This is a genomic window from Bacteroides fluxus YIT 12057, assembly GCF_000195635.1.
Classification (GTDB): Bacteria; Bacteroidota; Bacteroidia; order Bacteroidales; family Bacteroidaceae; genus Bacteroides; species Bacteroides fluxus.
In genome coordinates this window covers 24,448-48,127 of record NZ_GL882689.1, presented here as the reverse complement: position 1 = coordinate 48,127, position 23,680 = coordinate 24,448, and the positions used below count along the sequence as shown (strand labels likewise).

Below are 23,680 nucleotides of genomic sequence, written 5' to 3'. Positions count from 1 at the left end.
TGTTATCCGGATAGCCAGTAGATAAAAATATAAAAGGGACGCTGCATCACGCGGCGTCCCATTTATTTTAGTTAGTTTTTATAAGATTTTGAGAGAATTGAAACTTCACAGCCTCAAGTTGTTTTAATAAAGCACACTAACTATATTATGTTTAAAGCAAATGAAAATGTTATTTAAAAAGCAAATGAAAATGTCTATTCCTTGATTTCCTGCTCCTTATCCACACGTCGCAGACTGTCTATGATCTGCTTCTCGTGTGCCACGCTTGCATCCCCCGAAAGGGCTACCGACGGTGCGGAAATCTGTTTACCGATAGTGTCGGCTGCGGCTACCTCCTTCACATCCGAGAAAAACGAATGTTGCATCACGTTCCCCAGTGAAAGAACCACTGCCACTACCGCGGCGGCTTTGAACAACGGCAGGAAGCGTGCAGTCAATGTCAGACGTCTCGCCTTGACAACCGGAACTTCAATCTCGGCAAGTACCCGTGCATCGAAATCTTCGCCCAAGCACTCTTCTTGCTGGAGTTGCTGATATACAAACAATTCCTTGTAACGCAGCAAGTGTCCGGGAACACAATTTCCATTAAAGAAAGCACGTAGCTGATCTTCTTCCTCCAGGGAAGTTTCACACTGCCAGTAGCGTTCCAAGAGTTGTTCTATATATTTAGAGTCCATAACCTTCTATATCTATAAACTTTTGTTTTACTTTTTGCCTTGCCCTGAAGAGGTTCACTTTCACTTGCTCCTCCGTCAGGCTCAAGACAATCGCTATTTCCTTATAGCTCTTACCTTCGATATCCCTCAGCTGCATAATCAGCCGTTGCTTTTCGGGAAGTCCGTTCATCAGCCGGTGAATCAGCGCCATCCGTTCTTTAGTCACCAGCTTCTCGTAAGGGCTCGATGCATCGGAGGCCTGCTCCATCTCGGACGTCAATTCCACGGTTTGAGCGTCTTTCTTTTCGCTGCGGTCTATCGCCAGATTCTTTGCCACTGTCAAGCAATAGGCTTCGATAGAACCGAACTGCGTCCACTCGTCACGCTTTTTCCAGACCCGTATCAGCGTTTCCTGCACCACATCTTCCGCTTCCGCCCTGTCAAATGTGATTCTCAAGGCTAACCGAAAGAGTTTGTCTTTCAGCGGAAGAATATCATTGCGAAAGCTGATTTCTTGCATCTCTAATAAATTGACGGTTAAGTATTCGGAAAGTTACAGGCTGCCGCCATATTTTTTCGGATTATTTTTTGATCCGAGTTCCACCGGTAGCATTAATGGCTGAAGCCAAGGTAATTACGACCTCAGACACTCCGGCATTTATTGCCTCAAAAGAATTTTCCAGTTTGGGAATCATCCCTCCTTGAATCACTCCATCGGCAACGTATTGCCTGAACTCATCGGGCGTAATCTGCGGAATGACACTGTCGTCATCATTCTCGTCACGCAGTACGCCTTTCTTCTCAAAGCAATACACCAAGGTCACATCGAACTGCTCCGCCAACGCCTTGGCTGTTTCTCCGGCAATGGTATCGGCATTCGTGTTCAGCATATTTCCATTGCCGTCATGGGTCAACGGAGCCATGACCGGCACCACACCCTTGTGGATAAGTTCGCCCAAGAAAGCCCCGTCCACTTGCTTCACATCGCCTACAAAGCCATAATCCACCTCTTTCACCGGACGTTTTACGGAACGGATCACGTTCATGTCGGCACCGGTAAGCCCCAATGCATTCACGCCACGCGCCTGAAGCCCGGCCACAATATTCTTGTTTACCAATCCGCCATACACCATAGTCACCACTTTCAGGGTTTCGGCGTCAGTAATGCGGCGGCCGTTTACCATTTTACTCTCGATGCCCAGTTGGGCGGCCAGCTTCGTAGCCGAGCGTCCGCCCCCATGTACCAGGACTTTATAGCCGTCAATGGCAGCAAAATCATCCAACAACTTGCAGAGGGTGGCTTCTTCTTCTACAATCTTGCCACCCACTTTGATTACAGTCAGCTTTTCTCTCACTTTCTTATTACCGGTCATTCATTAAACAAATTATTCCAAGTATGTATATCCGTACAATCCCGAACGGTAATTGGACAAGAATTCCTTCCCTTCTTCCAAGGAGATACGCCCTTCCTTGACAGACTGGGTCACCCAAGTTTCAAGGGTCCTTACCAATTTCTTAGGGTTATATTGTACATAGTCAAGCACTTCCGCGACTGTTTCGCCGTCAATTACTTGTTCAACGGTATAGCCTTTCTCGTTTACAGATACATGCACGGCATTCGTGTCACCGAACAGGTTGTGCATATCACCGAGAATCTCCTGATAAGCCCCCGCCAAAAAGACACCCACATAGTAAGGTTCCTTGCCTTTCAGAGTATGCACCGGCAAGTAATGGGAAACATTCTTGGTAGAGACGAAGTTGGCAATCTTTCCATCCGAATCACAGGTAACATCCTGCAACGTAGCCGTACGGTCGGGTTTCTCATCCAGGCGCTGGATAGGTAGAATCGGGAAAATCTGGTCTATCGCCCAAGAGTCCGGCAAGGACTGGAAAAGTGAAAAGTTACAGAAGTATTTATCTGCCAATAACTTAGGAAGTCCGCGGAATTCATCGGGCGCATGCTTCAAGCCACCGGCTATCTGGTTCACCTCACGCATGATTGACCAATACAGACGTTCGATTTTGGCACGTGTCTGCAAATCGACGATACCATGGCTGAACAAATCAAGGGCTTCCTCGCGTATCTGCTGCGCATCGTGCCATGCTTCCAGCATTCTGTTCTGATTCAATGTATCCCAGATGCTGTACAATTCCTGAAGCAGTTCATGATCTTCCTTCGTCACCTCCTCCTCATCATCCCATTCGGGCAAGGTCGCAGTCTCCAACACTTCAAAAATGAGTACAGAGTGATGTGCCGTCAAAGCGCGCCCGCTTTCAGTAATGATATTGGGATGGGGAATGCCGTTCTTGTCACTGGCATCGACAAGCGTGGAAATCGAGTCGTTCACATATTCCTGGATGGAGTAGTTCACGCTCCCTTCGCTATTGGAAGAACGCGTACCGTCATAATCCACACCCAGACCACCGCCTACATCCACAAATTCCACTTTGAAACCCATGGCATGCAACTGTACATAGAATTGTGAAGCCTCACGCAGCGCCGTCTTGATGCGACGGATCTTAGTAATCTGGCTTCCGATATGGAAATGGATCAACTTCAGACAGTCCTGCATGTTTTTTTCCACCAAATAATCGAGCGCCTCCAACAATTCGCTGGAAGAAAGGCCGAACTTGCTGGCATCGCCTCCGGAATCCTCCCATTTGCCACTTCCCGAAGAAGCCAGCTTGATACGAATGCCAAGATTGGGTTTGACCCCCAATCGCTTCGCCATCTTGGCTATCAGCTTCAACTCGTTCATTTTTTCTACTACGAGGAAAATGCGCTTTCCCATCTTCTGAGCCAACAGGGCAAGCTCTATGTAACTCTCGTCCTTATATCCATTACAGATAATCAGCGAATCAGAGTCCATATTGGTGGCAATCACCGCATGCAACTCCGGTTTGGAGCCTGCTTCCAGTCCCAGGTTGAACTTCTTCCCATGACTGATAATCTCCTCGACCACAGGGCGCATCTGATTGACCTTAATGGGGTAGATGATAAAATTCTCCGCCTTGTAGCCATATTCCTCAGACGCCTGCTTGAAACAGCAGGAAATCTTTTCAATCCGGTTGTCAAGAATATCGGGAAAACGCACCAGCATAGGAGCCGCTACATCACGCAGCTGCAGCTCATCCACCAATTCTTTTAAATCGACGGCAACTCCATCCTTACGCGGTGTTACCACAACATGACCTTTGTCATTGATACTAAAGTACGAAGTGCCCCAACCTGTTATGTTGTACAGCTCTTCTGAATCTTCAATACGCCATTTTCTCATTTTCTGTTACTCTGCAGTTTTAGTAGTTTAATTTATAAGGGGGACAAAAATACATATAAATATGATATTTCCCGCCGTTTTAATCGGAAAATTCACATTTACAAGGGATTAAACCTCCAAGAGTTTACGTAATTGTTGCACGGACTCAGCGATTTGCCGATGACTTTCCAGATGTCCTCCGTCAAAACGATACCGCGCCTGTGTGTAGTAAGGGGCACGCTTGGCCAATGCATCCACAATAAAGGCATACAGTTCTTCATCCGTTTTTCCCTGTAGAATAGGGCGTTGCACGGTAGCTATGCGAAGGCGGCGGAACAGGATATCAGGATGGACGTCCAGGAATACGGTCTGCCCATGCCCGTTCATATATTCCATATTATCGAAAAAACAAGGTGTGCCCCCTCCGGTAGAGACAATCACATCTTCAAATTCAGCTACCTCGTGGAGCATATTCCGTTCCAGTTCACGAAAAGAGGCTTCTCCCCGCTCAGTGAACAATTCACGGATAGATTTGTGAAAACGTTCCTCGATATACCAGTCCAAATCAACGAACGGCACATTCAATGCACGGGCAAAAGCCTTTCCTAATGTTGTTTTACCGGCCCCCATATAGCCGGTCAAGAATATACGTATCATATCTGCCACGAATTACAAGTTTAGAGCCGGGAACCACCAGTAGCTCCCAAAGATATGGGCAAAGGTAAGCAATTCTGGGTTGGGAGTACTCTAGATCACCGGAAAATCTTGATACGCTTGCTTAAATCTTCAAATTCCTTCTCTCCCGGTTCACCGGTCGGTGTTCCGAAAGGCATTTCCGCAACCAGTTCCCACTCTTCGGGGAGGTTCCAGGTACGGCGCACCTCCTCATCGATCAATGGATTGTAATGCTGCAGGGAAGCACCCAACCCCAAATCTTCAAGCATAGCCCAGACAGCCAGTTGATGCATGGCAGAAGCATGCTGCGACCAAGTCGGGAAACGGTCTTTATAGGAGGGGAATGAATCTTGAAGCTTCTTGACAACGGACGTATCCTCCAAATAGAGTACAGTACCGTGCCCGCTGGCAAAGCAGCCGTCTATCTTGGCCTCTGTCTGCACAAAAGCTTCTGCAGAGATGCGTTTCTTGAGAGTGGACTTCACAATATCCCACAATTTCCGATGTTCGTCTCCAAACAACAATACAATTCTCGTTGACTGGGAGTTAAATGCCGAAGGCACATTCTTTACTGCTTCGCGTACGACATGTACTATTTCTTCATCCAATACCGGTGAGTCACTGCCGATAGCGTAATAACTGCGGCGATGCTCCAAGGCTTCTTCAAATGTTCGTTTCATGATTATTTCTTTTTTTCAATTTTATCTTATATAAAAGAACAAAACAAAAGGCGGTTTGTTCTACCCCTCAAGTATTTCCAATTCTTTTCACTGAAGATATTTTTATTTCCTACCTTTGCCCCCATTATGAAGAAAGAGAAATTTTATGTCGTATGGGCAGGCGTCAATCCCGGTATTTATACTTCGTGGACAGATTGCCAACTACAAATAAAAGGGTACGAAGGCGCAAAGTACAAGTCTTTCGAGACGCGTAAAGAAGCGGAAAAGGCCTTTGCCTCCTCCCCCTATGCCTATATAGGCAAGAATTCCGTATCCAAGGTTTCCAAACAAAGCGGTGCAGATGCTCCTCTGCCCCTTTCTGTCATAGACAACAGTTTGGCTGTAGATGCTGCCTGCAGCGGAAATCCCGGAGCAATGGAGTATCAGGGCGTGCACGTTGCCAGCCGCCAACGGATTTTTCATTTCGGCCCCATGTACGGCACTAATAATATCGGAGAATTTCTGGCCATCGTTCATGGGCTTGCCTTACTGAAGCAAAAAGGTTTTGATATGCCCATCTACAGCGACAGCGTGAATGCCATCAGCTGGGTTAAACAAAAGAAATGCAAAACCAAACTTCCCCGCGACTCCAAGACAGAAGAGCTTTTCGTTTTAATAGAACGTGCAGAGAAGTGGTTGCGCGAAAATACTTATAACACCCCCATCTTAAAATGGGAGACCAAACAATGGGGAGAAATTCCCGCCGATTTCGGCAGGAAATAAAGGGAGTTCACAAAGGAACAATACAGACGGCAGGCACAACATGCAGAGTTCTTAAAGACTCTGCATGTCGTTCAGTTTCTTATAGTATCCATTAAGAGCAATCAGTTCGTCATGCGTACCGCGTTCTACAATTTCACCCTCGTACAGCACACATATTTCATCGGCATTCTTAATCGTGCTAAGTCTATGGGCAATGGCAATGGTCGTACGCGACTTCATCAAACGTTCCAAAGCTTCCTGAACCAAACGTTCACTTTCCGTGTCGAGTGCCGAGGTTGCCTCATCCAAAATCAAAATAGGCGGATTCTTCAAGATGGCGCGGGCTATGCTGACACGCTGACGCTGCCCGCCCGACAATCGTCCTCCACGATCACCGATCATCGTGTCGTACCCTCGTTCGGTTTCCATAATAAAGTCGTGCGCGTTAGCAATTTTCGCGGCCTCAATCACCTGTTCCATAGTGGCATTCTCAACACCGAAAGTAATGTTATTATAGAAGGTATCATTGAACAGGATAGCCTCTTGATTCACATTGCCTATCAAGGAACGCAAACTGCAAATAGAAACATCTTTTACGTTCTTACCGTCTATCAGCAGCTCTCCATCCGTCACGTCATGGTAACGGGGCACCAAATCCACCAGAGTGGATTTTCCCGATCCTGACTGTCCCACCAAGGCAATCGTTTTACCTTTAGGCACTACCAAATTGATATGCTTCAGCACCATCCGCCCCTCTATGTAGCTGAAACTAAGATTACGGAATTCCAACCGTTCCGTAAACTCCTTCAGCGGCAAAGGATGTTTCGGATCCTCTATATGGTTCTCCGCCTTCAAAATCATATCAATACGTTCCATACTGGCAAGCCCCTGCGGAATGTTATAAAATGCCTTTGAGAATTCCTTCAACGGATTGATGATACTATAAAGAATGACCAGATAAAAAATGAATGTCGCCGCATCCATGGGCGAATAGGTATTACCCAGAATCAAAGAGCCACCGAACAACAACACGATAACAATAATACACGTTCCCAGGAACTCACTCATCGGATGTGCCGAACTTTGGCGGATGACCATCTCATTCATCGCATCTCTAAAGTCATTGTTGGTCTTTGCAAAACGTGCCGACATTTTTTTCTCGGCAATAAAAGCCTTGATGACACGCAAACCTCCCAAAGTCTCGTCCAACTGCGACATAATATCTCCCCATTGAGCCTGTGCAGCAGACGATTGCCGTTTTAGTTTACGGCTAATCACCCCCATTATCCAACCGGCTAAAGGAAGAATCACTAAAACAAACAACGTCATTTCCCAGCTCACCGTAAACAAAGTCACGAAGCAGACCAAAAGAGCTATCGGATTACGAATCAACATATCAATGGAACTGGTCAGAGAATTCTCGACAACCGTAACATCGGCACTCATACGCGCAATAATGTCTCCTTTACGTTCCTCGGAAAAAAAACTCAACGGTAAATCCAATACTTTATTATACACTTGAATGCGAATGTCCCGGACTATACCGGTACGAAGAGGCACCATAATGGCGGAAGAAGCAAAATAGCCGGAAGTCTTCAAAAGCGTCATACAGACCAATACTCCTCCCAACATGGTAAGCGTCAAGAAAGCACCATGATCCAGCACAAACTGGCTAATCCAATAGTAAGCGTTATTCACCAAAATATCCTTGTCGATATGTCCCCACTCCATCGGCATGTATTCATATACTTTCGTATCTATTTTGAACAGAATATTCAGAATAGGAATAATAGCCATAAAGGAAAATACATTCAACCATTGAGACAGAAAATTCAGAATCAACGCCCAAGTCAAGTATTTACGATACGGCATAATATACCGCTTCATCAAAGAAAAAAATTGTTTCAACATATCAGCAAAATCTAATCTAAATAGATATAATTATAGAGGGTGCAAAAATACAAAAAAACATCAAGATACCCAACTGCTTAAGCCAATTCAGTTCTTCAGACACACAAACTTCAAGGAAATTAACATAAAACATTTCTATATATGCCGCATTAATGTTAAATTTGTAATTTTAAAGCAAATTCTATTATTTTTTCATGAAAAAGCCGCTACATGAAACAAAGAAATAACGCCGTTCACAAAACAAATCCCCACGTCCAAGAATCCAGTTTCTCGGTTCTATATGATTACCAAATTTTTGGAATACAGCGCTTCGGCGGTATTTCCCGCTATTTTTGTGAAATTATCCGCAGACTAAACAGCAGATGGGATATCGGAATATGGTTTTCCATCAACTACTATCTAACGACATGGCACTTGGGAAAACATCTGATTCCCATTCCCCGATTCATCCTAAAGCACTACAAAAAGTACTGTGAACAAAAGAACCGTGAACTGACGATACGCCTGCTGCAAGAAAAGAAAAACTACATATTCCATCCAACGTATTATAATTCTTATTTCTTGAAATATATAGGCAATTATCCCTATGTCATTACAGTCCATGACATGATTCACGAGATATTTCCCGAGTTTTGCAGTGATTCCGACATCATGATACAAGAAAAGAAAGAAACTATAACCCGGGCTACCCGAATCATCGCCATCAGCGAGAACACGAAAAGGGACATCATCAGATTATTGCATATAGATGCCGATAAAATAGACGTCATCTATCATGGCACAAGCATGCGTCCTTTCTCAGGAAAACAGCGGTTAAAACTTCCGGAAAGATTTCTGTTATATGTAGGAGACCGGACTCCATACAAAAACTTCGACCGATTCATAAAGGCTTTCTCCATCTTACAGAAAAATGACCCAGACCTATACGTCGTATGTACCGGACACAGCATTAAACGCCCCGAAAAAGAAGCTCTCTCCCGATTAGGAGTCTTAGACCGCATAGTCCATATAAAAGCTTCGGACCAAGCTCTTAGCGAACTATACAGCAGGGCATCGCTTTTTGTTTATCCTTCCTTATACGAAGGATTCGGCATCCCCATATTAGAAGCCTATGCATGTCATTGCCCCCTTGCACTCAGCAACACCAGCTGCTTCCCAGAAATAGCAGGAGAGGCCGGATGCTATTTCAACCCATATTCCGAAGAGTCCATAGCCCAGGCTGTCAAAAGCGTATTATACGATCCACAGAAACGCGAAGCGCTTATCAAAGCCGGCAGCGAAAGATTACAAATGTACTCTTGGGGAAAAACGGCCCAAAAAACCGAAGCCGTTTACCGGAAAGCATACCAAGCCTCTCAAAAAGAATGTACTTTTAAAGAGTGACCCCAAACAGAATCCCGCTATCTTTTGACACACACTTTCATCCAAACTCAAACCCGGCACCACTCTTTTGTGGCAAAAACCGAATACGGAAGTTCATTGAAACGCACGGCATTCACTGATGACTTGTGCTCAAACAACCTTGCCAACATGACATTGTGTACATTCCAGTCCAATGTTTCCGAGAAGTAGGCATCAATCCTGTCCTGGCATTTCTTATAGAAAAGTTTATCAGTAGCCAATCTGTTTATTGCCTCCGCAAATGCTTCCGGAGTATCTTCTACCAGACAGCCGTTTTCATTCTTATCAGGCAACCCATCCACACCTCTGGAAGTGCAGACAACAGGAATCCCATAACTCATAGCTTCGATAACCTTGATTTTCATACCGGTACCATTCCGCAATGGGCAAATGACGATATCCACCGTCTTATATAGTTCATCCAGACTTTCCACATACTCTACTTTCTTCAGATTTGGATAGTCAACATTTATGTGTTTCACAACTTTGCCCACTACCATTATCTCTATGCCTGTAAGCAACCGGCTATAGACGTTCTGAAAGAACCAACGCATGGCTTCAATATTATATTCATTGTCATAACCAATGAATAACACCTTCGTTACTTGAGCCACGGCCTTTTTCCCTGATTCTTTCCGACCAATCAAATGGGGCAGAAAATAGAACGATTTATCAGGAAGCAGTTTCTCAAAAAGAGTTTTCTCATCCGACGATATACAAACTATTTTGTCAAAATAAGAAACCCGCTGAATTTCACTGTCCAATGATCTGCCAATAGACTTGGTCCTGCGTGATATGAAATGAGACACCGACAAAAGATCTTCCATGAAATATACCTTGGAAGCCGTTCCTTTATAATTAGCCGGAGAAAGAAGTTCCGCAGTATAAGCGTAAAACATTACAATATAGTCATATTCTACAGAAGAAACTATTTCATTAAATTGACGCTGCATACCAGGGGTTACCCAATTATCCAGCTCTCCACGGGAAAAAAGCTTATTTAGATATTTTCCAAGCCCTTTTCTTCTCTTAAACGAGGATGTATTTCTATAATCATACAGGTAAAGCTGATTTACCAACTTTTCTTTATTCTGATCCTCAAAACGGTCATATTTAGAAATGAAATTACGAAAAGCGAACAGATCTATCTTAAAACCTTTTGCACGGAGCTCCTTAGCAAGAGAATATACACGGATATTGGTTCCCATATTGGGTTCCAAAAAGTTATGCGGATATACAAACAATATTTTATTCATAAGCCTACATATAACGTTTTACTTTCAACATAAGAATAAACCCAAACAGATAATATTTATCTTTACGGACAGACTTTACCACCTTTAAAACGGGCAGCACACCAAAAAGCCGGAAATACCTCTTATTCCCACGACACTTACACTTCAGAACAGGAACAAACCCAAAAAGATAGTATAATTTAGCCGACACTTCCGAACCGGCATAAGTCCTGGCCATAAATTCATGCAGTAAATGCTTCAATCCATATTCGCGCGGAACTTTACTGATCAGTTCAAACTGCTGTTCTTTTGACAACTCATCAAAAAAGCGAAGATTCCAGCAAAAAAAGCAGTCCTTCTCGCTAAGGCCTATCTTCATGCCTATATGCTTATAAAAAGCGGCAGAATGGTCCATTCTTGACTGAGCCTGGTTTTGCGAAGAATAACCACCGACACGATAAGTTACAATAGAAAAAGGAACTTTCACATACAAAGCTTTCTGTGCATACAGCCTTATCATCATCTCTGTATCCGCCGAAATTTTGTAAGAAAGATCAAAACCGCCAATAGCCCTCATCAACTCTGTTCTGACAAACATTGTCTGGTGGCAATAATGCGACCCCCAAAGGAGTTTCGACACATCTCCCTCCCACAAATACTCCTTACCGTTTTCAAACAGCAACATGGCATCGGCAAATGAATAGTCAGCGTGCTTTTCCTCCAGCGCCCTGACACTCATTTCTACCGCTTTATTATTATGAAAGAAATCGTCTGAATTCAGAAAATTAATATATTTCCCTTTTGCCCGTGCAATTCCTTTATTCATCGCATCATATATCCCCTCGTCCGCTTCGGAAACGATCTCAATAGATCCTTGCTTCTGATACTGTCCCAACAATTCCAATGTCCCGTCATTGGACGCGCCATCAATGATCAAATGCTCAATGCAAGGATAGGTCTGATCATGCACACTCTCTATGCATTGTTTTATGCATGCCTCACGCTTCTTCTCTATCAGATTGTAGGTAATGGTCACAATGGTGACCAAAGGCACGTTTGCTTCTTTTTCCAACACCAAATTATCATTCATAATCAAAGTTTACTATTATTGTCTTAAGCCAGTTTAGATTTCCACACAGGAATAATTCCCAACAAATAGAAAATCATTTCAGTTTCTTTCTTCCGGCTTTTCAAAATCCGCAAAAAGCCGAATAAATCATAATACCGTTTATAAGCCTTCTCTCTTAACACCAACAAAGGGAGAAAACCAAACAGAAGATAAATCTTAATATTCTGATACTTTTTTTGTTTTTTTATCCTTCTCCAGTCGTCTTGACGTAAAGGAGCCTCCAACCAATCCAGAATCTTGTATTTATCCCTTGTCCACCGAGCATACCCTTCTTTCATATACTCATATGCGTTTCTTTGGATTTTTTCAATGCGCCTGGCTTTTATCGGTTTAGGTTTATGATAATTATACAGCAATCCGTTCTTGCCATGAACAATATATTCATTCATCGTCGGACTGTCGGGAGCAATCACGCATCGCCCCATAGCCATAGCCTCCAAAAAACTCATCCCGATCCCTTCATACAACCGCGGAGCAATATAAAGAGCACAAGACTCCATGACTCTCAACATTTCTTCACGCGTGTCAAACCATACAGAATACTTTATCTTACCGGCGATGGCAAGAGAAGGTTCCGAGAATGTCTGATAAGGATCCAAAACTTTATGCACATGGATTCTCTCCACCCTAATCTTCCTCAACAACCTTTCTACCAAGTCAATATTCAAATCCGTTAACCGTTGCCAAAAAAACACATGGCCCGGATTCCCGTACTTCAAAGATTCGGCAGGCTTAGGAAAATACTGTATATAATAGGAAGACAATCCTAAACCCAAAAGCCGTTCATGAAGAGAGCGGGAAAAATTAATGATATTAAAACTTCTATATTGTTCCCAAAAATCATCATCCAACCCTCCTGACGCATCATACATTGGGAAAAATACAGCATGTTTAAAACTCACATTCTTTTTCAATCTTTCAAGATCAGGCGTCACCTGAAACAACACCAATATATCAAATTCCTTATTTTTCAAGCATTCAAAGGCAGATTCCGGATCCTTATCATAAGGATCAAAATTACAGACCTCAACCTCATAAGCACTTTTTAAAAGCTCTTCCAAGAATTGCGAAGACTTGGTTTTATTATGAAAGTCATGGTCAATATAAAGTAATCTTTTCATCTTACCAATAGAAATAATCTAATTTAAATCTAAGTTCAATAAACAAGCCATATAGCATGATCGCATCAGGCATTTATAAAAAGAATGCAAATATATACTATATACTGCATCAATACCAAAAAAACATATACCCAAAAAACGCTGAACCCAATATTTCATGGAGCAAACGGTGCAGATGCCATTTTTAATAACAAATAATTGGAAGTCTTGATAAATTTACATAGCTTTGTACCAATAACATAAAAATTTATGCCACATTTAAACAAGTAAATTTATGAACTTTACAGAAAATAGCAACCGAATTTTCAAACAAGCCATTCTTGATTATCATAAAATGGATCATGTCGATACACCCATCCAGAATCCTTATCCGCACCAAAGCATAGAATATTATCTATACCTGAAGAATTGGATTGATACCGTCCAATGGCATCTGGAAGATATTATCCGTGATCCGAATATCAATCCGGAAGAAGCTTTGAAAATAAAAAGAAGAATAGACAAATCCAATCAGGACCGTACAGACCTGGTAGAATTGATAGACAGCTATTTTCTTGACAAGTACAAAGGCACCCAAGTAAAAGCGGACGCAACAATCAATACCGAAAGCCCTGCCTGGGCTATTGACCGCCTGTCTATCCTTGCATTGAAAATTTATCATATGCATCAGGAAGTAGAACGCACAGACATCACTCCGGAGCATCATACACAATGCGAAACCAAACTGAATATTTTATTGGAACAACAAAAAGACTTATCTACAGCCATCAACCAACTCATTGCAGACATCGAAGCCGGACATAAATACATGAAAGTCTATAAACAGATGAAAATGTACAATGATCCAAACTTGAACCCCGTTCTTTACGGCAAGAAATGAGAATTTTAGCTCTGAGACTTTCAGCACTCGGTGATGTAGCGATGACCGTCCCCGTCCTTACTTCATTGGCTGAACAATACCCGGAAATAGAGATTACGGTATTGAGCAAGTCCTTTATGCAACCGTTATTTGCAAAAATGCCGTCCAACGTTGTTTTTCGGGGGGTTGATGTAAACAGATATAAAGGCTTGGGAGGGTTATTCCAATTATACCGCAAATTGAAGAGAGAGGGTGGCTATGATGCTGTTGCTGACTTGCATGATGTACTACGCAGCAAAATATTGCGGACTTTTTTTTTATTTTCAGGGGCCAAAGTTGCCCATATCAAAAAGGGACGCAAAGAAAAGAAAGCCTTGGTTCGGTTCCGGCATAAAGTATTGAAACAGCTTCCGTCTTCCTTTACACGCTATGAAGAGGTATTTGCGGAATTGGGATACCCTGTGAATACAGAATTTCATTCCATCTTCAAAAAAGGCAAAGGAGATGTTTCCCTTTTTCAAGCCATCGCAGGCATACCAGACGGCAAGCAATGGATAGGAATTGCACCGTTCGCTGCACACAGAGGAAAAATGCTTCCCGAAACAACAATAGCTTCCCTTATTCAAGAATTGGCAACTCATGACAATTGGAAGATTTTTCTTTTTGGAGGCGGAAAGACCGAAAGGCGTTTATTGGAACACTGGGCCTCAGACTATCCCAATGTGCAGTCCTTGGCAGGCAGGTTAAATCTATATGAAGAGCTTGCCCTCATTAGCCATCTGAATGTAATGGTATCAATGGATTCAGCAAACATGCACCTTGCATCCCTTACCGGCACTCCTGTCATTTCTGTTTGGGGAGCCACTCATCCTTTTGCCGGGTTTATGGGATGGGGACAAACTACAGATAAGGCCATACAGACAGAATTATCATGCCGGCCTTGCTCCATCTTCGGAAACAAGCCATGCTTCAGGAAAGATTATGCCTGCCTTACTGGCATAAAAGTAAAAGATATAGTAAACAAAATAAAAAATACAATAGAAAATGATACCTCCAAAAGCCTTATATGATTATTTGATTGTCGGGAGTGGTTTATTCGGATCCGTATTTGCCCATGAAGCATATAAAGCAGGAAAAAGATGCCTTGTCATAGAGAAGCGCGCGCACATTGGAGGAAACATCTACTGTGAAGAGATAAACGGCATCAACGTACACAAATACGGTGCCCATATCTTTCATACAGACAATGACAAGACATGGGAATATGTCAATCAGTTAGTCAAATTCAACCGATATACCAATTCGCCTATAGCCAACTACAAAGGCAAGTTATACAACTTACCTTTCAACATGAATACCTTCTATCAATTATGGGGAGTACGTACCCCTCAAGAAGCAATGGACAAAATCAACGAACAGCGCAATGAATTTGCCCACATCATAAAGCCGAAAAATTTAGAGGAACAGGCTCTCAAACTTTGCGGAAAAGATATTTATGAGCGTCTGATAAAAGGATATACAGAAAAGCAATGGGGACGTGCGGCCACAGAACTTCCAACATTCATCATCAACAGAATTCCTTTTCGCTTGACTTTTGACAATAATTATTTTAATGACCCTTATCAAGGAATTCCCATAGGAGGATACAACAAATTAATAAGCGCCTTGCTGGAAGGAATAGAAGTAAAAACAAACACAGACTTCCTTAAACACCGCACAGAATTTAGTTCTATTGCAAAAAAGATTCTTTATACAGGTTGTATAGATGAATATTTCGATCATCGCTTTGGGAATTTGGAATATCGGAGCCTGCGCTTTGAGCATATATGCATAGATGATACAGCCAACTACCAGGGCAATGCTGTCGTAAACTACTGTGAGCGGGAAATACCCTACACAAGAATTATAGAACACAAGCACTTTGAGTTCGGAACACAACCCTTTACCGTCATCACCCGGGAATATCCAGATTCTTTTGAAACGGGAAAAGAGCCATATTATCCTATTAATGACAATAAAAATAATCTCTTGTTTAAAAGTTATCAAGAGTTGGCCAATCAGCAAACCCAAACTCTATTCGGAGGCCGTTTGGCTCAATATACATACGCAGACATGGATGACACAATTACCGCAGCCCTTGAGCTATGGAGAAACTTGGGAGAAAAATAAAAATACGCCATTATAACGGGGGTTCCTTATCAACGATGAGCATCCATTGAGCGAGTCCTTGCTTCCAACCTCTTACGGTTGGCTTTTTTGACTTCCAGTAAATAACGGGAAGGAATCAGTTTTTCTATAGCTTTCTGCACACGAAAGGAAATTTTCTTTCGCAGAAAAAAAAGACGCCATTTAAATGTTTTGTCAATACCTCTAATTCGTGCACATTCACTTTTCACTTCCAACTTATACACAGAGGAAACGCCATCAACAGCCTCACATAAAGCAACATCCATAGGGATATACTGCAAACGGGCACCTCTTCTATACAAATTATATACAAAATGATAATCAGCAGCCAAATGATAAGACAAATCGAACAGATTCTTCTTCATCTCGGCAACATCCGCAAACATAGCCTGATGGCAAGCAGGCATCCTCAAGGGAGTCACCTCCGGTACGCTACCTTTAGAAGGTACTACGGCATAGGACTTTACCCTAAGGGTATCTCCATACAACAACTTTACATCTGCGCATAAATCAAAAGAGAACAATCCGGATATCACATTTTTATTGCAAAACACATCTCCCGAATTCATGAAATTTATCCAACGGCCGCTAGCCAACTGTATCCCCTTATTCATCGCATCATAGATTCCTTTATCTCTTTCCGACAAACTACGGAAAGCAATCCCCCGATTCCTAAAATCAGGTTCCAATTCTTTCACAATTTCCATCGTATTGTCCGAAGATCCCCCATCTACAATGATATACTCCAACGGGCGGTAAGTCTGCGCCAAAACACTTTCCATCGTCTTCCTGATGGAACTTCCGGCATTAAAGCTTATGGTTACAACCGTTATCAATTCTCGACACATAAAACAGCAGGTTTCAAATATTTAGGTTTTGCCAATTTACAGAAGCACAAAAACTTATCCAACGCCAACTTCGATTTATATGAAAATGGCACCACAGGCCGTTCGCCTCTCCATCTCGTCTTGTCCAAATAGAAATAATAAAAAGATTTATACGGATGCACAGACTTATATTGCCATGGCTTTTTTCCTCCCGTATAATGAATAATTACCGGAGACTTCAACTCTTCATCCAGCATTGCTATGCTTTCTTGTCTGATTCGGCGTTTTCTCCTCAAAAAGCCATCCTGCACATTCCATCTAAAAGGCAAAAAAAGCTTTCTGTCATGCAACAACGCATTCAATACATCCTGATCATTGAACACCAATTCTGAATGATGCGCCTTGATATACGCCATTGCAAGCCCTTCAAAATCCAACTCTCGCCAGTAGTCTAAATTGACCAGCAAAACGCCCGCATTAAAATAGGAATCAGAAGAAGCATAATGAAGGCGCTCATAATTATCCGGCTTTCCACTCCACATATCTTCCACACAAGCGACAGCATATTGAGAAATATCCGTATTCCATAATTCGTTTATAGAACCAAGCACCACCAAATCACAATCCAGATAAAGAGCTTTCGAAAGATCGGCCGGCAATATCGAGCAAAGGAATATCCGGTAGTAGGTAGCCAAAGAAATATGACTGTCTCCATAAATGGAACAATCTTGCAGTATTTCTTCCCCAATCAAATAAAAGCAAATCGTTTGCCCATACTTCCCTTCTACAACCTCCAATATTTCAATCCGGGCTTCATCGGTCAATTCAGAGGCTATAAGATGAACACAAATCCTTTCATTCTTATTGTTTTCCAACAAAGAAGTAAGCATAACGATACAATACTTCACATAAGAAGTATCAATATTACAAACAATCTGTATCACTTCCTTTTCCATACATTCTTCATGTCAACAATCATTTCTCTCTTTCTTTAAAGTCTCTATCGCATCCATTACCGCCTGCGTAAAGAAGCCTCCCCCTGCAAGCCTGTCACTGACCGCAACAACATTCCTCTTCATTGTTTGATATTGTTCGGGTGTCAACGCCGCAAGGGTAGCATCCAGGTCTTCCAAAGAATCCAGACAAAGCCCAATACCGTTTTCACGGACAAAATCAGCCAATGCCGCTTTATTCCAAATGATAACAGGCAAATTGCAACGGATATAAAGAGATGTCTTATGAGGGTTATTATATTGTAAATATTCCCCGAAATCACCCGTACACGAAGAGACAGAAGCCCCATCCCATACAAGCCCGAAATCACCCTGAGCACCTGCAATCAAATCATCTGAGCTCACAAAGCCCATATAATCAAAAAACTCCTTTCCTGCAGCATTTTCCAATTCAAAACCGTTCCCATACAAACTAAAGCGGCAAGAAGAATGGATATACTTCCCCACCTCATACAAAAATGCATTCTTACGCAAGCTTAAGCCTCCGGCATAAAGCACCCTAAAGGTTTCTGAGGGTTCCGGTGCGGAAGCCATCGTGGAAGAAAGGTAATCGAATATGCCCAAAGTACCCAACAAAGCCTTACACCCATGATTTTCCAACCAGCCTTTCATTTTTTTATTATGGGCTATCACATAATCCGAATGGTTCAGTCTTGCTATCTCCTGCTCCACCGTGAGTCTCTTTCTACGGAAACTTCCCAAATCATGGATTACCGTTATCACCTTACAGCCTTTCCAATGGGCGGCATTGCAAATAAAAGAATAATACTTCTTCAACGGATATTGCAATACCAGTACATCGTCCTTATGCAAACAAAAAATGCCCTTCAATACACTGAACAATGTATAGAAATAAGCAATGACCGCATTTGAAAACAGAGCCTGCCTAAGACCGACATTACGAAAGCCCAAGTCTTCCATTATCCGCTCAATATCCATTTTTGCCTTACTACCGGCACTATTAACCTCTTTATAACTTTTGGACAGGTAACAGACCATACTCTTCAATTTTATATAGAAACATAAATTAATGTCATTAACCGATTTAAAAAGGTCAATGAATACAAATGTAAGCAAAAGAATCGAGAAACAGGTTATATGGCAAACAAATGTTATCTTATGATCACCTAAAGCATCTCCAAAAGAGTACTTGAATATTTCAGGTTCTTCCATCGTTAATTTCTCTATTTAACTTATTTGCAGTATCTTTGTAACCCAAATCAGAAACAATTAAAGTACATGCGAATCATTATCTTGCCCAAATACCAAATTTTCCGACCTTTCATTTCACAACTACCGGGAATCTTTGATACCAGTGGAAAGATTCTATACCAAGGACGCAACACCATAAAAAGTTTTATATACAACAACAGAGAATGGATTGTAAAGCGCTATAAAAAGCCTAATCTTATACAGCAGATAATCTATACTTTCTTTAAAAAGAGCAAGGCCGAAAGGGCTTACCTTTATGCTCAGATATTGCAATCCAAAGGTATCAGTACTCCGGAAGGAATCGCCTATATCGAACAAAAGAAAAACGGGCTTGTCCATGAATACTTCTTCATTTCTACCCCATGTAACATTCCCGCAATCTACCCTACATTAGGAGGAAGTGAAGAATTCGATACGTATCTTGCCGATTGCCTGGCTGCCTTTTTCGTACAAATGCATACTAAAGGATTTCTGCACGGAGATCCCAATCTAAACAATATACTCTATCATAAAGACAAGGAAGGCAACGTTTCATTCTCAGTCATTGATACCAATCGTTCCGTTTTCAAATCTTCACCTACCCAACAAGAATGTCTAGACAACCTAAAACGCATAACCCACCAACGAAAATTACTGCAATACATCACTACACAATACGCCATATTGAGAAAATGGGATACCGGCCAAAGCGTGGAAACAGTTATGAAAGCGTTAGACAAATTTGAAAAGAGGAGAAAAGTTAAACATGCAATAAAAAAGATGTGCCACTTCAAGCACTCTTCTACAGCCAAATAAGACATTGAATATGAGCAAATATAATCTTGTAAAAGTTATCATACCGATTTACCGCCCAAAGTTCAACCATTTCGAAGAGGTGTCCATACAGCAGGTATGCCACATACTGAAAGATTATCCATTAACAGTCATCAAACCTGCAACATTGGACGTTACTGCCATTTCCAAACAATACCCGCAACTTACCTTTGAAAATTTTGATGATAAATACTTTCATGGAATCAGCGGTTACAACCATTTGATGATGTCCGAAGAATTCTATCGTCGTTTTCTTAACTATAAGTACATATTAATCTGCCAATTAGACGCATACATATTTAAAGACGAATTGAAAGAGTGGTGCAACAAAGATTATGATTATGTCGGTGCTCCCTGGCTTGTACGTCCCATCTACCGATTCCCCTTATTACGCTTGACCTCCTGGATCAAAAAACAATTTTGCAACGTATTCGGGTTGCCCAACGCACAAATTACCAATTTCAAGGTTGGTAACGGAGGCTTGTCTCTGCGCAAGACAAGCAGCCATTTAAGAGCTGTCTCACAACTACAAGACATTATCCATTTTTTTGAACAGCACCCGGGAAACCACATATTCAATGAAGATGTATTTTTCTCTGTAGAAGTCAATAAGCACGGAATGAACTTCACCTATCCGGACTATATGGAGGCCCTGCAGTTTAGCTTCGACAAATATCCCTCTTTATGCTATAAACTGAACAATAATCAACTACCCTTCGGCTGCCACTCATGGTACAAACGACGTATGAAAGATTTCTGGTTCCCCATTATCAATCCTTAATCATCAGACCTATGGAAACTTATGCCTGTAACGCAACCTATATTTTAAGTATTTAGGAAAAAGCATCCACGCCGTAAACGTAAAAGGATAACGATAAAAATAACGCAAAGCATCATGAAAGCCACACACATCAAAACACCCTTTTTGCCATAAAAATTTGATAAAATAGCCTTCGCCCAAACGGTCATATCGCTCCATTTCCCTATCGGTAAGTGGCTTAGCGGCAATAGGGAGGCAGTTCTGCCACTTTTCATGCAGAGCCTCTAATCCCTGAAGCCAGGAACGAGAGAAAGAACCTTGAGAATAATGCTCCACCAATACCGTATGACAAACATAATTGGTGTAGTGACACGCTACGGCAAGCGAGAAGTCAATATCGTAACAATGAAAACCCGGAAAGGTCACTTCATCAAAACGCATTTCCTTCCATACGCTTCTTCTTGCCAATAAACAAAGACCGTCAAGCGTTACTACCGGAGAGAAAGACCGCTTCTCCGGATTGACACAACGAGGATGGGCTCCACCCCGCATATATTGCACATAGTTAGCCCTTAAATCTTTGCCACAAGTATTCCAGCCCGTCAAGCGTTTCAATTTAAGAATACTTCCGGCAAAACCAATCACTCCGCATCCTTCCTGCCGCAATTGCTCTGCCATCAGTTTTCCCCAATCTTTAGTCAGAAAACGCACATCCTCATGAACAAAACACAGGAAATCATATTTTGCCTTTTCTGCACAAATATTATAAACTTTACAAAGGCCGTAATGACTCTCTCTATTATCAAAGGCTATAAATTCGAAAGGCATTCCAATTGTATCAGCTACATTGGACTTTAAAGAAGCAACTTCATCCGGATTAACCGAGCAGCAGATTATCGAATACATAGTCAAAATTTATATTAAAAAAAAGAAGTTAACCATTCCAAGGCAAAGAAACAAATAAAATATCAGAATATGAGCTGACAAACCAAGTTTTGAAACAAAAAAAGAATTCTTTTAGAGAAATTCCTAAAACAAAAGCATATATTTGCTTTCCCAAAACAACGATACCCTTATGAAAGTCATTGTTGACGACAAGATACCTTATATCAAAGAAGCTATCGAAAAGATAGCCGACCAAGTAATATTTGCTCCAGGAAAAGATTTCACCCCTGCGCTAGTAAAGAATGCAGATGCCCTAATTATCCGTACACGTACACATTGTAACCGTGAATTACTTGAAGGCAGCAAAGTCCGTTTCATTGCCACCGCCACTATCGGCTTTGACCATATAGATACACAATACTGCCAAGAGGCAGGTATCACCTGGACTAATGCTCCCGGATGCAATTCAGCCTCCGTAGCCCAGTACCTGCAATCTTCCCTCCTATTACTGGAGTTATTAAAGGGTAAAAAACTGTCGGAAATGATTATTGGCATCATTGGAGCAGGAAACGTGGGCAGCAAAGTGGCACAAGTGGCACATGAGTTGGGAATGCAAGTATTATTGAACGACCTTCCCCGACAGGACAAAGAAGAAAGCTCTACGTTCTGTCCCCTGAAAACTTTGGCTGAAAAATGCGACATACTAACTTTCCATGTACCTTTATATAAGGAAGGGAAATATAAAACATTTCATTTGGCTGACAACCGCTTCTTCCATAGCTTAAAACGCTGCCCTATCATTATCAATACTTCGCGTGGAGAAGTAATCGACACCCAAGCGCTTCTTAATGCCTTGGAAACCGGAACCATTTCCGATGCAGTCATTGACGTGTGGGAAAACGAGCCAGAGATCAATACCACCTTATTAAATAAGGTATTTCTCGGAACCCCACATATTGCCGGCTATTCCGCTGACGGGAAAGCAAATGCCACACGCATGTCATTGGATGCACTCTGCCGTTTCTTCCACATAAAGACCGATTATCAAATCACCCCCCCGCAACCGGAAAAGCCTGTTATTACTGCAAAAACCGCAACAGAGGCATATCTGCAGATCTATGACCCCCAAAAAGACAGTGAAGCACTGAAAGAGCATCCTGAACTATTTGAAAAATTGCGTGGCTGCTATCCGCTAAGAAGAGAAAAAGAAGCCTATTCAATAAGGCTACACCCTTTGCATCAAAAGGTGTAGCCATAACAGATAAAGGGTGTAGCCCTGGTACCCAAAGGGTGTAGCCCTTTTAAAACAAGCCTACAAGCATTTGTGAACAGGGTTAGTTATAATTTAAATATCAGCTCTTCTATCACTTTCGGATAATTTTCATATTCCAACTGATGAATGCGTTGTGCCAACTCCACCGGAGTGTCTTCCGGTAATACCGGACACTTCTTCTGGCAAATAACGGCACCTTCATCGTAATGCTCGTTTGTATAATGAATCGTAATGCCACTTTCTTTTTCTCCGGCAGCAATTACCGCTTCATGTACGCGGTCGCCATACATTCCTTTCCCGCCGAACTTCGGAAGTAGAGAGGGATGTATATTTATCATTTTATTAGGATAAGCATGCAAAATGTTATCCGGCACACGAGCCAGAAAACCGGCCAATACTACAAAATCGATAGCATGTTCTTTCAACAATGACAAAATAGCCTCGCCCCTCTCCCATTCACCTTTCGGAAAATAGAAGCCAGGCACTTCCAAGCCCTTTGCACGCTCTAAAACGAACGCATTCTGCCTGTTAGTCAAAACCAAACGTACAATAGCAGAATCCTTTTCTTGAAAATAACGAATGATATTCTCCGCATTCGTTCCGCTTCCTGAAGCTAAAATTGCGATATTTTTCTTCATAATCCCTCCATTTAGTGCACAAAACCGTGAAAATTGTGCAAAAAGGTGCATTTAATTCATCAAATATTTGCGAGGAACGATAAATATTTATTCCTTTGCAGCGCAAATTTAAAGAAATAAAACTAATTATTAATTAAAAACTTAAAGTTATGTCTGAAATTGCATCAAGAGTGAAAGCGATTATCGTCGACAAATTAGGCGTCGAAGAATCAGAAGTTACAACCGAAGCTAGCTTCACTAACGACCTGGGAGCTGATTCTCTTGACACTGTAGAACTTATCATGGAATTCGAAAAAGAGTTCGGTATCTCTATTCCTGATGACCAAGCTGAAAAGATCGGTACTGTAGGTGATGCTGTATCTTACATCGAAGAACACGCTAAGTAATCTTATCCATTAATTTATAAC

General features: G+C 42.0%; 24 protein-coding genes. 9 read left to right on the top strand and 15 right to left on the bottom strand.

The window, feature by feature from the left end:
* Window positions 1-194 precede the first annotated feature (194 nt).
* The 6 genes from HMPREF9446_RS14035 to HMPREF9446_RS14010 form a co-directional block, all read right to left on the bottom strand.
* Window positions 195-677, bottom strand: coding sequence for a hypothetical protein (locus tag HMPREF9446_RS14035; protein ID WP_009126371.1), 483 nt, complete (start codon window positions 675-677; stop codon window positions 195-197).
* The gene (locus HMPREF9446_RS14030; protein WP_009126370.1) at window positions 667-1,176 is read right to left on the bottom strand and encodes an RNA polymerase sigma factor; all 510 of its coding nucleotides are present in this window, start codon (window positions 1,174-1,176) and stop codon (window positions 667-669) included. Before HMPREF9446_RS14030 ends, HMPREF9446_RS14035 begins: the two co-directional genes overlap by 11 nt.
* A 61-nt stretch (window positions 1,177-1,237) precedes the next feature.
* Window positions 1,238-2,029, bottom strand: a complete 792-nt coding sequence (gene argB, locus HMPREF9446_RS14025) for an acetylglutamate kinase (RefSeq protein ID WP_009126369.1) — start codon at window positions 2,027-2,029, stop codon at window positions 1,238-1,240.
* A 12-nt stretch (window positions 2,030-2,041) separates the two neighbouring features.
* A complete protein-coding gene (gene speA, locus HMPREF9446_RS14020; protein ID WP_009126368.1) occupies window positions 2,042-3,934 on the bottom strand; it encodes a biosynthetic arginine decarboxylase in 1,893 nt (630 codons plus the stop codon).
* A 108-nt stretch (window positions 3,935-4,042) separates the two neighbouring features.
* On the bottom strand, window positions 4,043-4,570 hold the full coding sequence (locus HMPREF9446_RS14015) for a shikimate kinase (protein WP_009126367.1): 528 nt from the start codon (window positions 4,568-4,570) through the stop codon (window positions 4,043-4,045).
* A 95-nt stretch (window positions 4,571-4,665) separates the two neighbouring features.
* Complete coding sequence (locus HMPREF9446_RS14010; RefSeq protein WP_009126366.1) at window positions 4,666-5,268, bottom strand: nitroreductase family protein; 603 nt, start codon at window positions 5,266-5,268, stop codon at window positions 4,666-4,668.
* Window positions 5,269-5,394: 126 nt separating this feature from the next.
* Between HMPREF9446_RS14010 and HMPREF9446_RS14005 the strand changes: the two genes are divergently transcribed.
* Window positions 5,395-6,030, top strand: a complete 636-nt coding sequence (locus HMPREF9446_RS14005; RefSeq protein ID WP_039969735.1) for a ribonuclease H1 domain-containing protein — start codon at window positions 5,395-5,397, stop codon at window positions 6,028-6,030.
* Window positions 6,031-6,081: 51 nt separating this feature from the next.
* Here HMPREF9446_RS14005 and HMPREF9446_RS14000 read toward each other — a convergent pair whose 3' ends face one another.
* Entirely contained in the window at window positions 6,082-7,920 is a 1,839-nt protein-coding gene (locus HMPREF9446_RS14000) for an ABC transporter ATP-binding protein (RefSeq protein WP_009126364.1), read from the bottom strand.
* A gap of 210 nt (window positions 7,921-8,130) precedes the next feature.
* Here HMPREF9446_RS14000 and HMPREF9446_RS13995 point away from each other — a divergent pair, with 210 nt between their 5' ends.
* The gene (locus tag HMPREF9446_RS13995; protein WP_009126363.1) at window positions 8,131-9,303 is read left to right on the top strand and encodes a glycosyltransferase family 4 protein; all 1,173 of its coding nucleotides are present in this window, start codon (window positions 8,131-8,133) and stop codon (window positions 9,301-9,303) included.
* Between the two features lie 47 nt (window positions 9,304-9,350).
* On the opposite strand, the gene HMPREF9446_RS13990 is transcribed toward HMPREF9446_RS13995, so the two are convergent.
* The 3 genes from HMPREF9446_RS13990 to HMPREF9446_RS13980 are packed head-to-tail and all read right to left on the bottom strand — an operon-like array spanning window position 9,351 to window position 12,806.
* Window positions 9,351-10,577 (bottom strand): glycosyltransferase family 4 protein, encoded by a 1,227-nt coding sequence (locus tag HMPREF9446_RS13990; protein ID WP_009126362.1) that lies wholly within the window; start codon window positions 10,575-10,577, stop codon window positions 9,351-9,353.
* 4 nt (window positions 10,578-10,581) lie between these two features.
* The gene (locus tag HMPREF9446_RS13985) at window positions 10,582-11,646 is read right to left on the bottom strand and encodes a glycosyltransferase family 2 protein (protein WP_009126361.1); all 1,065 of its coding nucleotides are present in this window, start codon (window positions 11,644-11,646) and stop codon (window positions 10,582-10,584) included.
* A gap of 23 nt (window positions 11,647-11,669) precedes the next feature.
* Window positions 11,670-12,806 carry a glycosyltransferase gene (locus HMPREF9446_RS13980; protein WP_009126360.1) on the bottom strand — a complete coding sequence of 379 codons (1,137 nt, stop codon included), beginning with the start codon at window positions 12,804-12,806 and terminating at the stop codon, window positions 11,670-11,672.
* A gap of 274 nt (window positions 12,807-13,080) precedes the next feature.
* Between HMPREF9446_RS13980 and HMPREF9446_RS13975 the strand changes: the two genes are divergently transcribed.
* Genes HMPREF9446_RS13975 through glf form a run of 3 tightly spaced genes read left to right on the top strand, consistent with a single transcriptional unit; the run spans window position 13,081 to window position 15,834 of the window.
* On the top strand, window positions 13,081-13,686 hold the full coding sequence (locus HMPREF9446_RS13975; protein ID WP_009126359.1) for a DUF4254 domain-containing protein: 606 nt from the start codon (window positions 13,081-13,083) through the stop codon (window positions 13,684-13,686).
* The gene (locus tag HMPREF9446_RS13970) at window positions 13,683-14,735 is read left to right on the top strand and encodes a glycosyltransferase family 9 protein (protein WP_009126358.1); all 1,053 of its coding nucleotides are present in this window, start codon (window positions 13,683-13,685) and stop codon (window positions 14,733-14,735) included. The genes HMPREF9446_RS13975 and HMPREF9446_RS13970 overlap by 4 nt, the downstream gene beginning before the upstream one ends.
* On the top strand, window positions 14,710-15,834 hold the full coding sequence (gene glf / locus HMPREF9446_RS13965; RefSeq protein WP_009126357.1) for a UDP-galactopyranose mutase: 1,125 nt from the start codon (window positions 14,710-14,712) through the stop codon (window positions 15,832-15,834). The genes HMPREF9446_RS13970 and glf overlap by 26 nt, the downstream gene beginning before the upstream one ends.
* 29 nt (window positions 15,835-15,863) lie before the next feature.
* On the opposite strand, the gene HMPREF9446_RS13960 is transcribed toward glf, so the two are convergent.
* The 3 genes from HMPREF9446_RS13960 to HMPREF9446_RS13950 are packed head-to-tail and all read right to left on the bottom strand — an operon-like array spanning window position 15,864 to window position 18,691.
* Window positions 15,864-16,700 carry a glycosyltransferase family 2 protein gene (locus HMPREF9446_RS13960; RefSeq protein WP_009126356.1) on the bottom strand — a complete coding sequence of 279 codons (837 nt, stop codon included), beginning with the start codon at window positions 16,698-16,700 and terminating at the stop codon, window positions 15,864-15,866.
* On the bottom strand, window positions 16,685-17,635 hold the full coding sequence (locus tag HMPREF9446_RS13955; RefSeq protein ID WP_009126355.1) for a glycosyltransferase family 8 protein: 951 nt from the start codon (window positions 17,633-17,635) through the stop codon (window positions 16,685-16,687). Before HMPREF9446_RS13955 ends, HMPREF9446_RS13960 begins: the two co-directional genes overlap by 16 nt.
* Before the next feature lie 12 nt (window positions 17,636-17,647).
* Complete coding sequence (locus HMPREF9446_RS13950) at window positions 17,648-18,691, bottom strand: galactofuranosyltransferase (protein WP_039969731.1); 1,044 nt, start codon at window positions 18,689-18,691, stop codon at window positions 17,648-17,650.
* A 240-nt stretch (window positions 18,692-18,931) separates the two neighbouring features.
* Here HMPREF9446_RS13950 and HMPREF9446_RS13945 point away from each other — a divergent pair, with 240 nt between their 5' ends.
* Together HMPREF9446_RS13945 and HMPREF9446_RS13940 are read left to right on the top strand one after the other, a co-directional pair.
* Window positions 18,932-19,699, top strand: a complete 768-nt coding sequence (locus HMPREF9446_RS13945) for a lipopolysaccharide kinase InaA family protein (RefSeq protein WP_009126353.1) — start codon at window positions 18,932-18,934, stop codon at window positions 19,697-19,699.
* Window positions 19,700-19,709: 10 nt separating this feature from the next.
* The gene (locus HMPREF9446_RS13940) at window positions 19,710-20,498 is read left to right on the top strand and encodes a DUF5672 family protein (RefSeq protein ID WP_009126352.1); all 789 of its coding nucleotides are present in this window, start codon (window positions 19,710-19,712) and stop codon (window positions 20,496-20,498) included.
* Window positions 20,499-20,507: 9 nt separating this feature from the next.
* Here HMPREF9446_RS13940 and HMPREF9446_RS13935 read toward each other — a convergent pair whose 3' ends face one another.
* Complete coding sequence (locus HMPREF9446_RS13935) at window positions 20,508-21,383, bottom strand: glycosyltransferase (RefSeq protein WP_009126351.1); 876 nt, start codon at window positions 21,381-21,383, stop codon at window positions 20,508-20,510.
* 169 nt (window positions 21,384-21,552) lie between these two features.
* Between HMPREF9446_RS13935 and pdxB the strand changes: the two genes are divergently transcribed.
* Window positions 21,553-22,614 carry a 4-phosphoerythronate dehydrogenase PdxB gene (gene pdxB, locus HMPREF9446_RS13930; protein ID WP_009126349.1) on the top strand — a complete coding sequence of 354 codons (1,062 nt, stop codon included), beginning with the start codon at window positions 21,553-21,555 and terminating at the stop codon, window positions 22,612-22,614.
* Window positions 22,615-22,700: 86 nt separating this feature from the next.
* Here pdxB and purN read toward each other — a convergent pair whose 3' ends face one another.
* Window positions 22,701-23,273, bottom strand: coding sequence for a phosphoribosylglycinamide formyltransferase (gene purN / locus HMPREF9446_RS13925; RefSeq protein WP_039969681.1), 573 nt, complete (start codon window positions 23,271-23,273; stop codon window positions 22,701-22,703).
* 149 nt (window positions 23,274-23,422) lie between these two features.
* On the opposite strand from purN, the gene HMPREF9446_RS13920 reads away from it, so the two are divergent.
* Complete coding sequence (locus tag HMPREF9446_RS13920; protein WP_002558672.1) at window positions 23,423-23,659, top strand: acyl carrier protein; 237 nt, start codon at window positions 23,423-23,425, stop codon at window positions 23,657-23,659.
* Window positions 23,660-23,680: the final 21 nt, after the last annotated feature.

Bases quoted from the DNA above. Each gene is read 5' to 3' on its own strand.
- HMPREF9446_RS14035 (WP_009126371.1), bottom strand. From the start codon at position 677: ATGGACTCTAAATATATAGAACAACTCTTGGAACGCTACTGGCAGTGT.
- HMPREF9446_RS14030 (WP_009126370.1), bottom strand. From the start codon at position 1,176: ATGCAAGAAATCAGCTTTCGCAATGATATTCTTCCGCTGAAAGACAAA.
- argB (WP_009126369.1), bottom strand. From the start codon at position 2,029: ATGACCGGTAATAAGAAAGTGAGAGAAAAGCTGACTGTAATCAAAGTG.
- speA (WP_009126368.1), bottom strand. From the start codon at position 3,934: ATGAGAAAATGGCGTATTGAAGATTCAGAAGAGCTGTACAACATAACA.
- HMPREF9446_RS14015 (WP_009126367.1), bottom strand. From the start codon at position 4,570: ATGATACGTATATTCTTGACCGGCTATATGGGGGCCGGTAAAACAACA.
- HMPREF9446_RS14010 (WP_009126366.1), bottom strand. From the start codon at position 5,268: ATGAAACGAACATTTGAAGAAGCCTTGGAGCATCGCCGCAGTTATTAC.
- HMPREF9446_RS14005 (WP_039969735.1), top strand. From the start codon at position 5,395: ATGAAGAAAGAGAAATTTTATGTCGTATGGGCAGGCGTCAATCCCGGT.
- HMPREF9446_RS14000 (WP_009126364.1), bottom strand. From the start codon at position 7,920: ATGTTGAAACAATTTTTTTCTTTGATGAAGCGGTATATTATGCCGTAT.
- HMPREF9446_RS13995 (WP_009126363.1), top strand. From the start codon at position 8,131: ATGAAACAAAGAAATAACGCCGTTCACAAAACAAATCCCCACGTCCAA.
- HMPREF9446_RS13990 (WP_009126362.1), bottom strand. From the start codon at position 10,577: ATGAATAAAATATTGTTTGTATATCCGCATAACTTTTTGGAACCCAAT.
- HMPREF9446_RS13985 (WP_009126361.1), bottom strand. From the start codon at position 11,646: ATGAATGATAATTTGGTGTTGGAAAAAGAAGCAAACGTGCCTTTGGTC.
- HMPREF9446_RS13980 (WP_009126360.1), bottom strand. From the start codon at position 12,806: ATGAAAAGATTACTTTATATTGACCATGACTTTCATAATAAAACCAAG.
- HMPREF9446_RS13975 (WP_009126359.1), top strand. From the start codon at position 13,081: ATGAACTTTACAGAAAATAGCAACCGAATTTTCAAACAAGCCATTCTT.
- HMPREF9446_RS13970 (WP_009126358.1), top strand. From the start codon at position 13,683: ATGAGAATTTTAGCTCTGAGACTTTCAGCACTCGGTGATGTAGCGATG.
- glf (WP_009126357.1), top strand. From the start codon at position 14,710: ATGATACCTCCAAAAGCCTTATATGATTATTTGATTGTCGGGAGTGGT.
- HMPREF9446_RS13960 (WP_009126356.1), bottom strand. From the start codon at position 16,700: ATGTGTCGAGAATTGATAACGGTTGTAACCATAAGCTTTAATGCCGGA.
- HMPREF9446_RS13955 (WP_009126355.1), bottom strand. From the start codon at position 17,635: ATGGAAAAGGAAGTGATACAGATTGTTTGTAATATTGATACTTCTTAT.
- HMPREF9446_RS13950 (WP_039969731.1), bottom strand. From the start codon at position 18,691: ATGGTCTGTTACCTGTCCAAAAGTTATAAAGAGGTTAATAGTGCCGGT.
- HMPREF9446_RS13945 (WP_009126353.1), top strand. From the start codon at position 18,932: ATGCGAATCATTATCTTGCCCAAATACCAAATTTTCCGACCTTTCATT.
- HMPREF9446_RS13940 (WP_009126352.1), top strand. From the start codon at position 19,710: ATGAGCAAATATAATCTTGTAAAAGTTATCATACCGATTTACCGCCCA.
- HMPREF9446_RS13935 (WP_009126351.1), bottom strand. From the start codon at position 21,383: ATGTATTCGATAATCTGCTGCTCGGTTAATCCGGATGAAGTTGCTTCT.
- pdxB (WP_009126349.1), top strand. From the start codon at position 21,553: ATGAAAGTCATTGTTGACGACAAGATACCTTATATCAAAGAAGCTATC.
- purN (WP_039969681.1), bottom strand. From the start codon at position 23,273: ATGAAGAAAAATATCGCAATTTTAGCTTCAGGAAGCGGAACGAATGCG.
- HMPREF9446_RS13920 (WP_002558672.1), top strand. From the start codon at position 23,423: ATGTCTGAAATTGCATCAAGAGTGAAAGCGATTATCGTCGACAAATTA.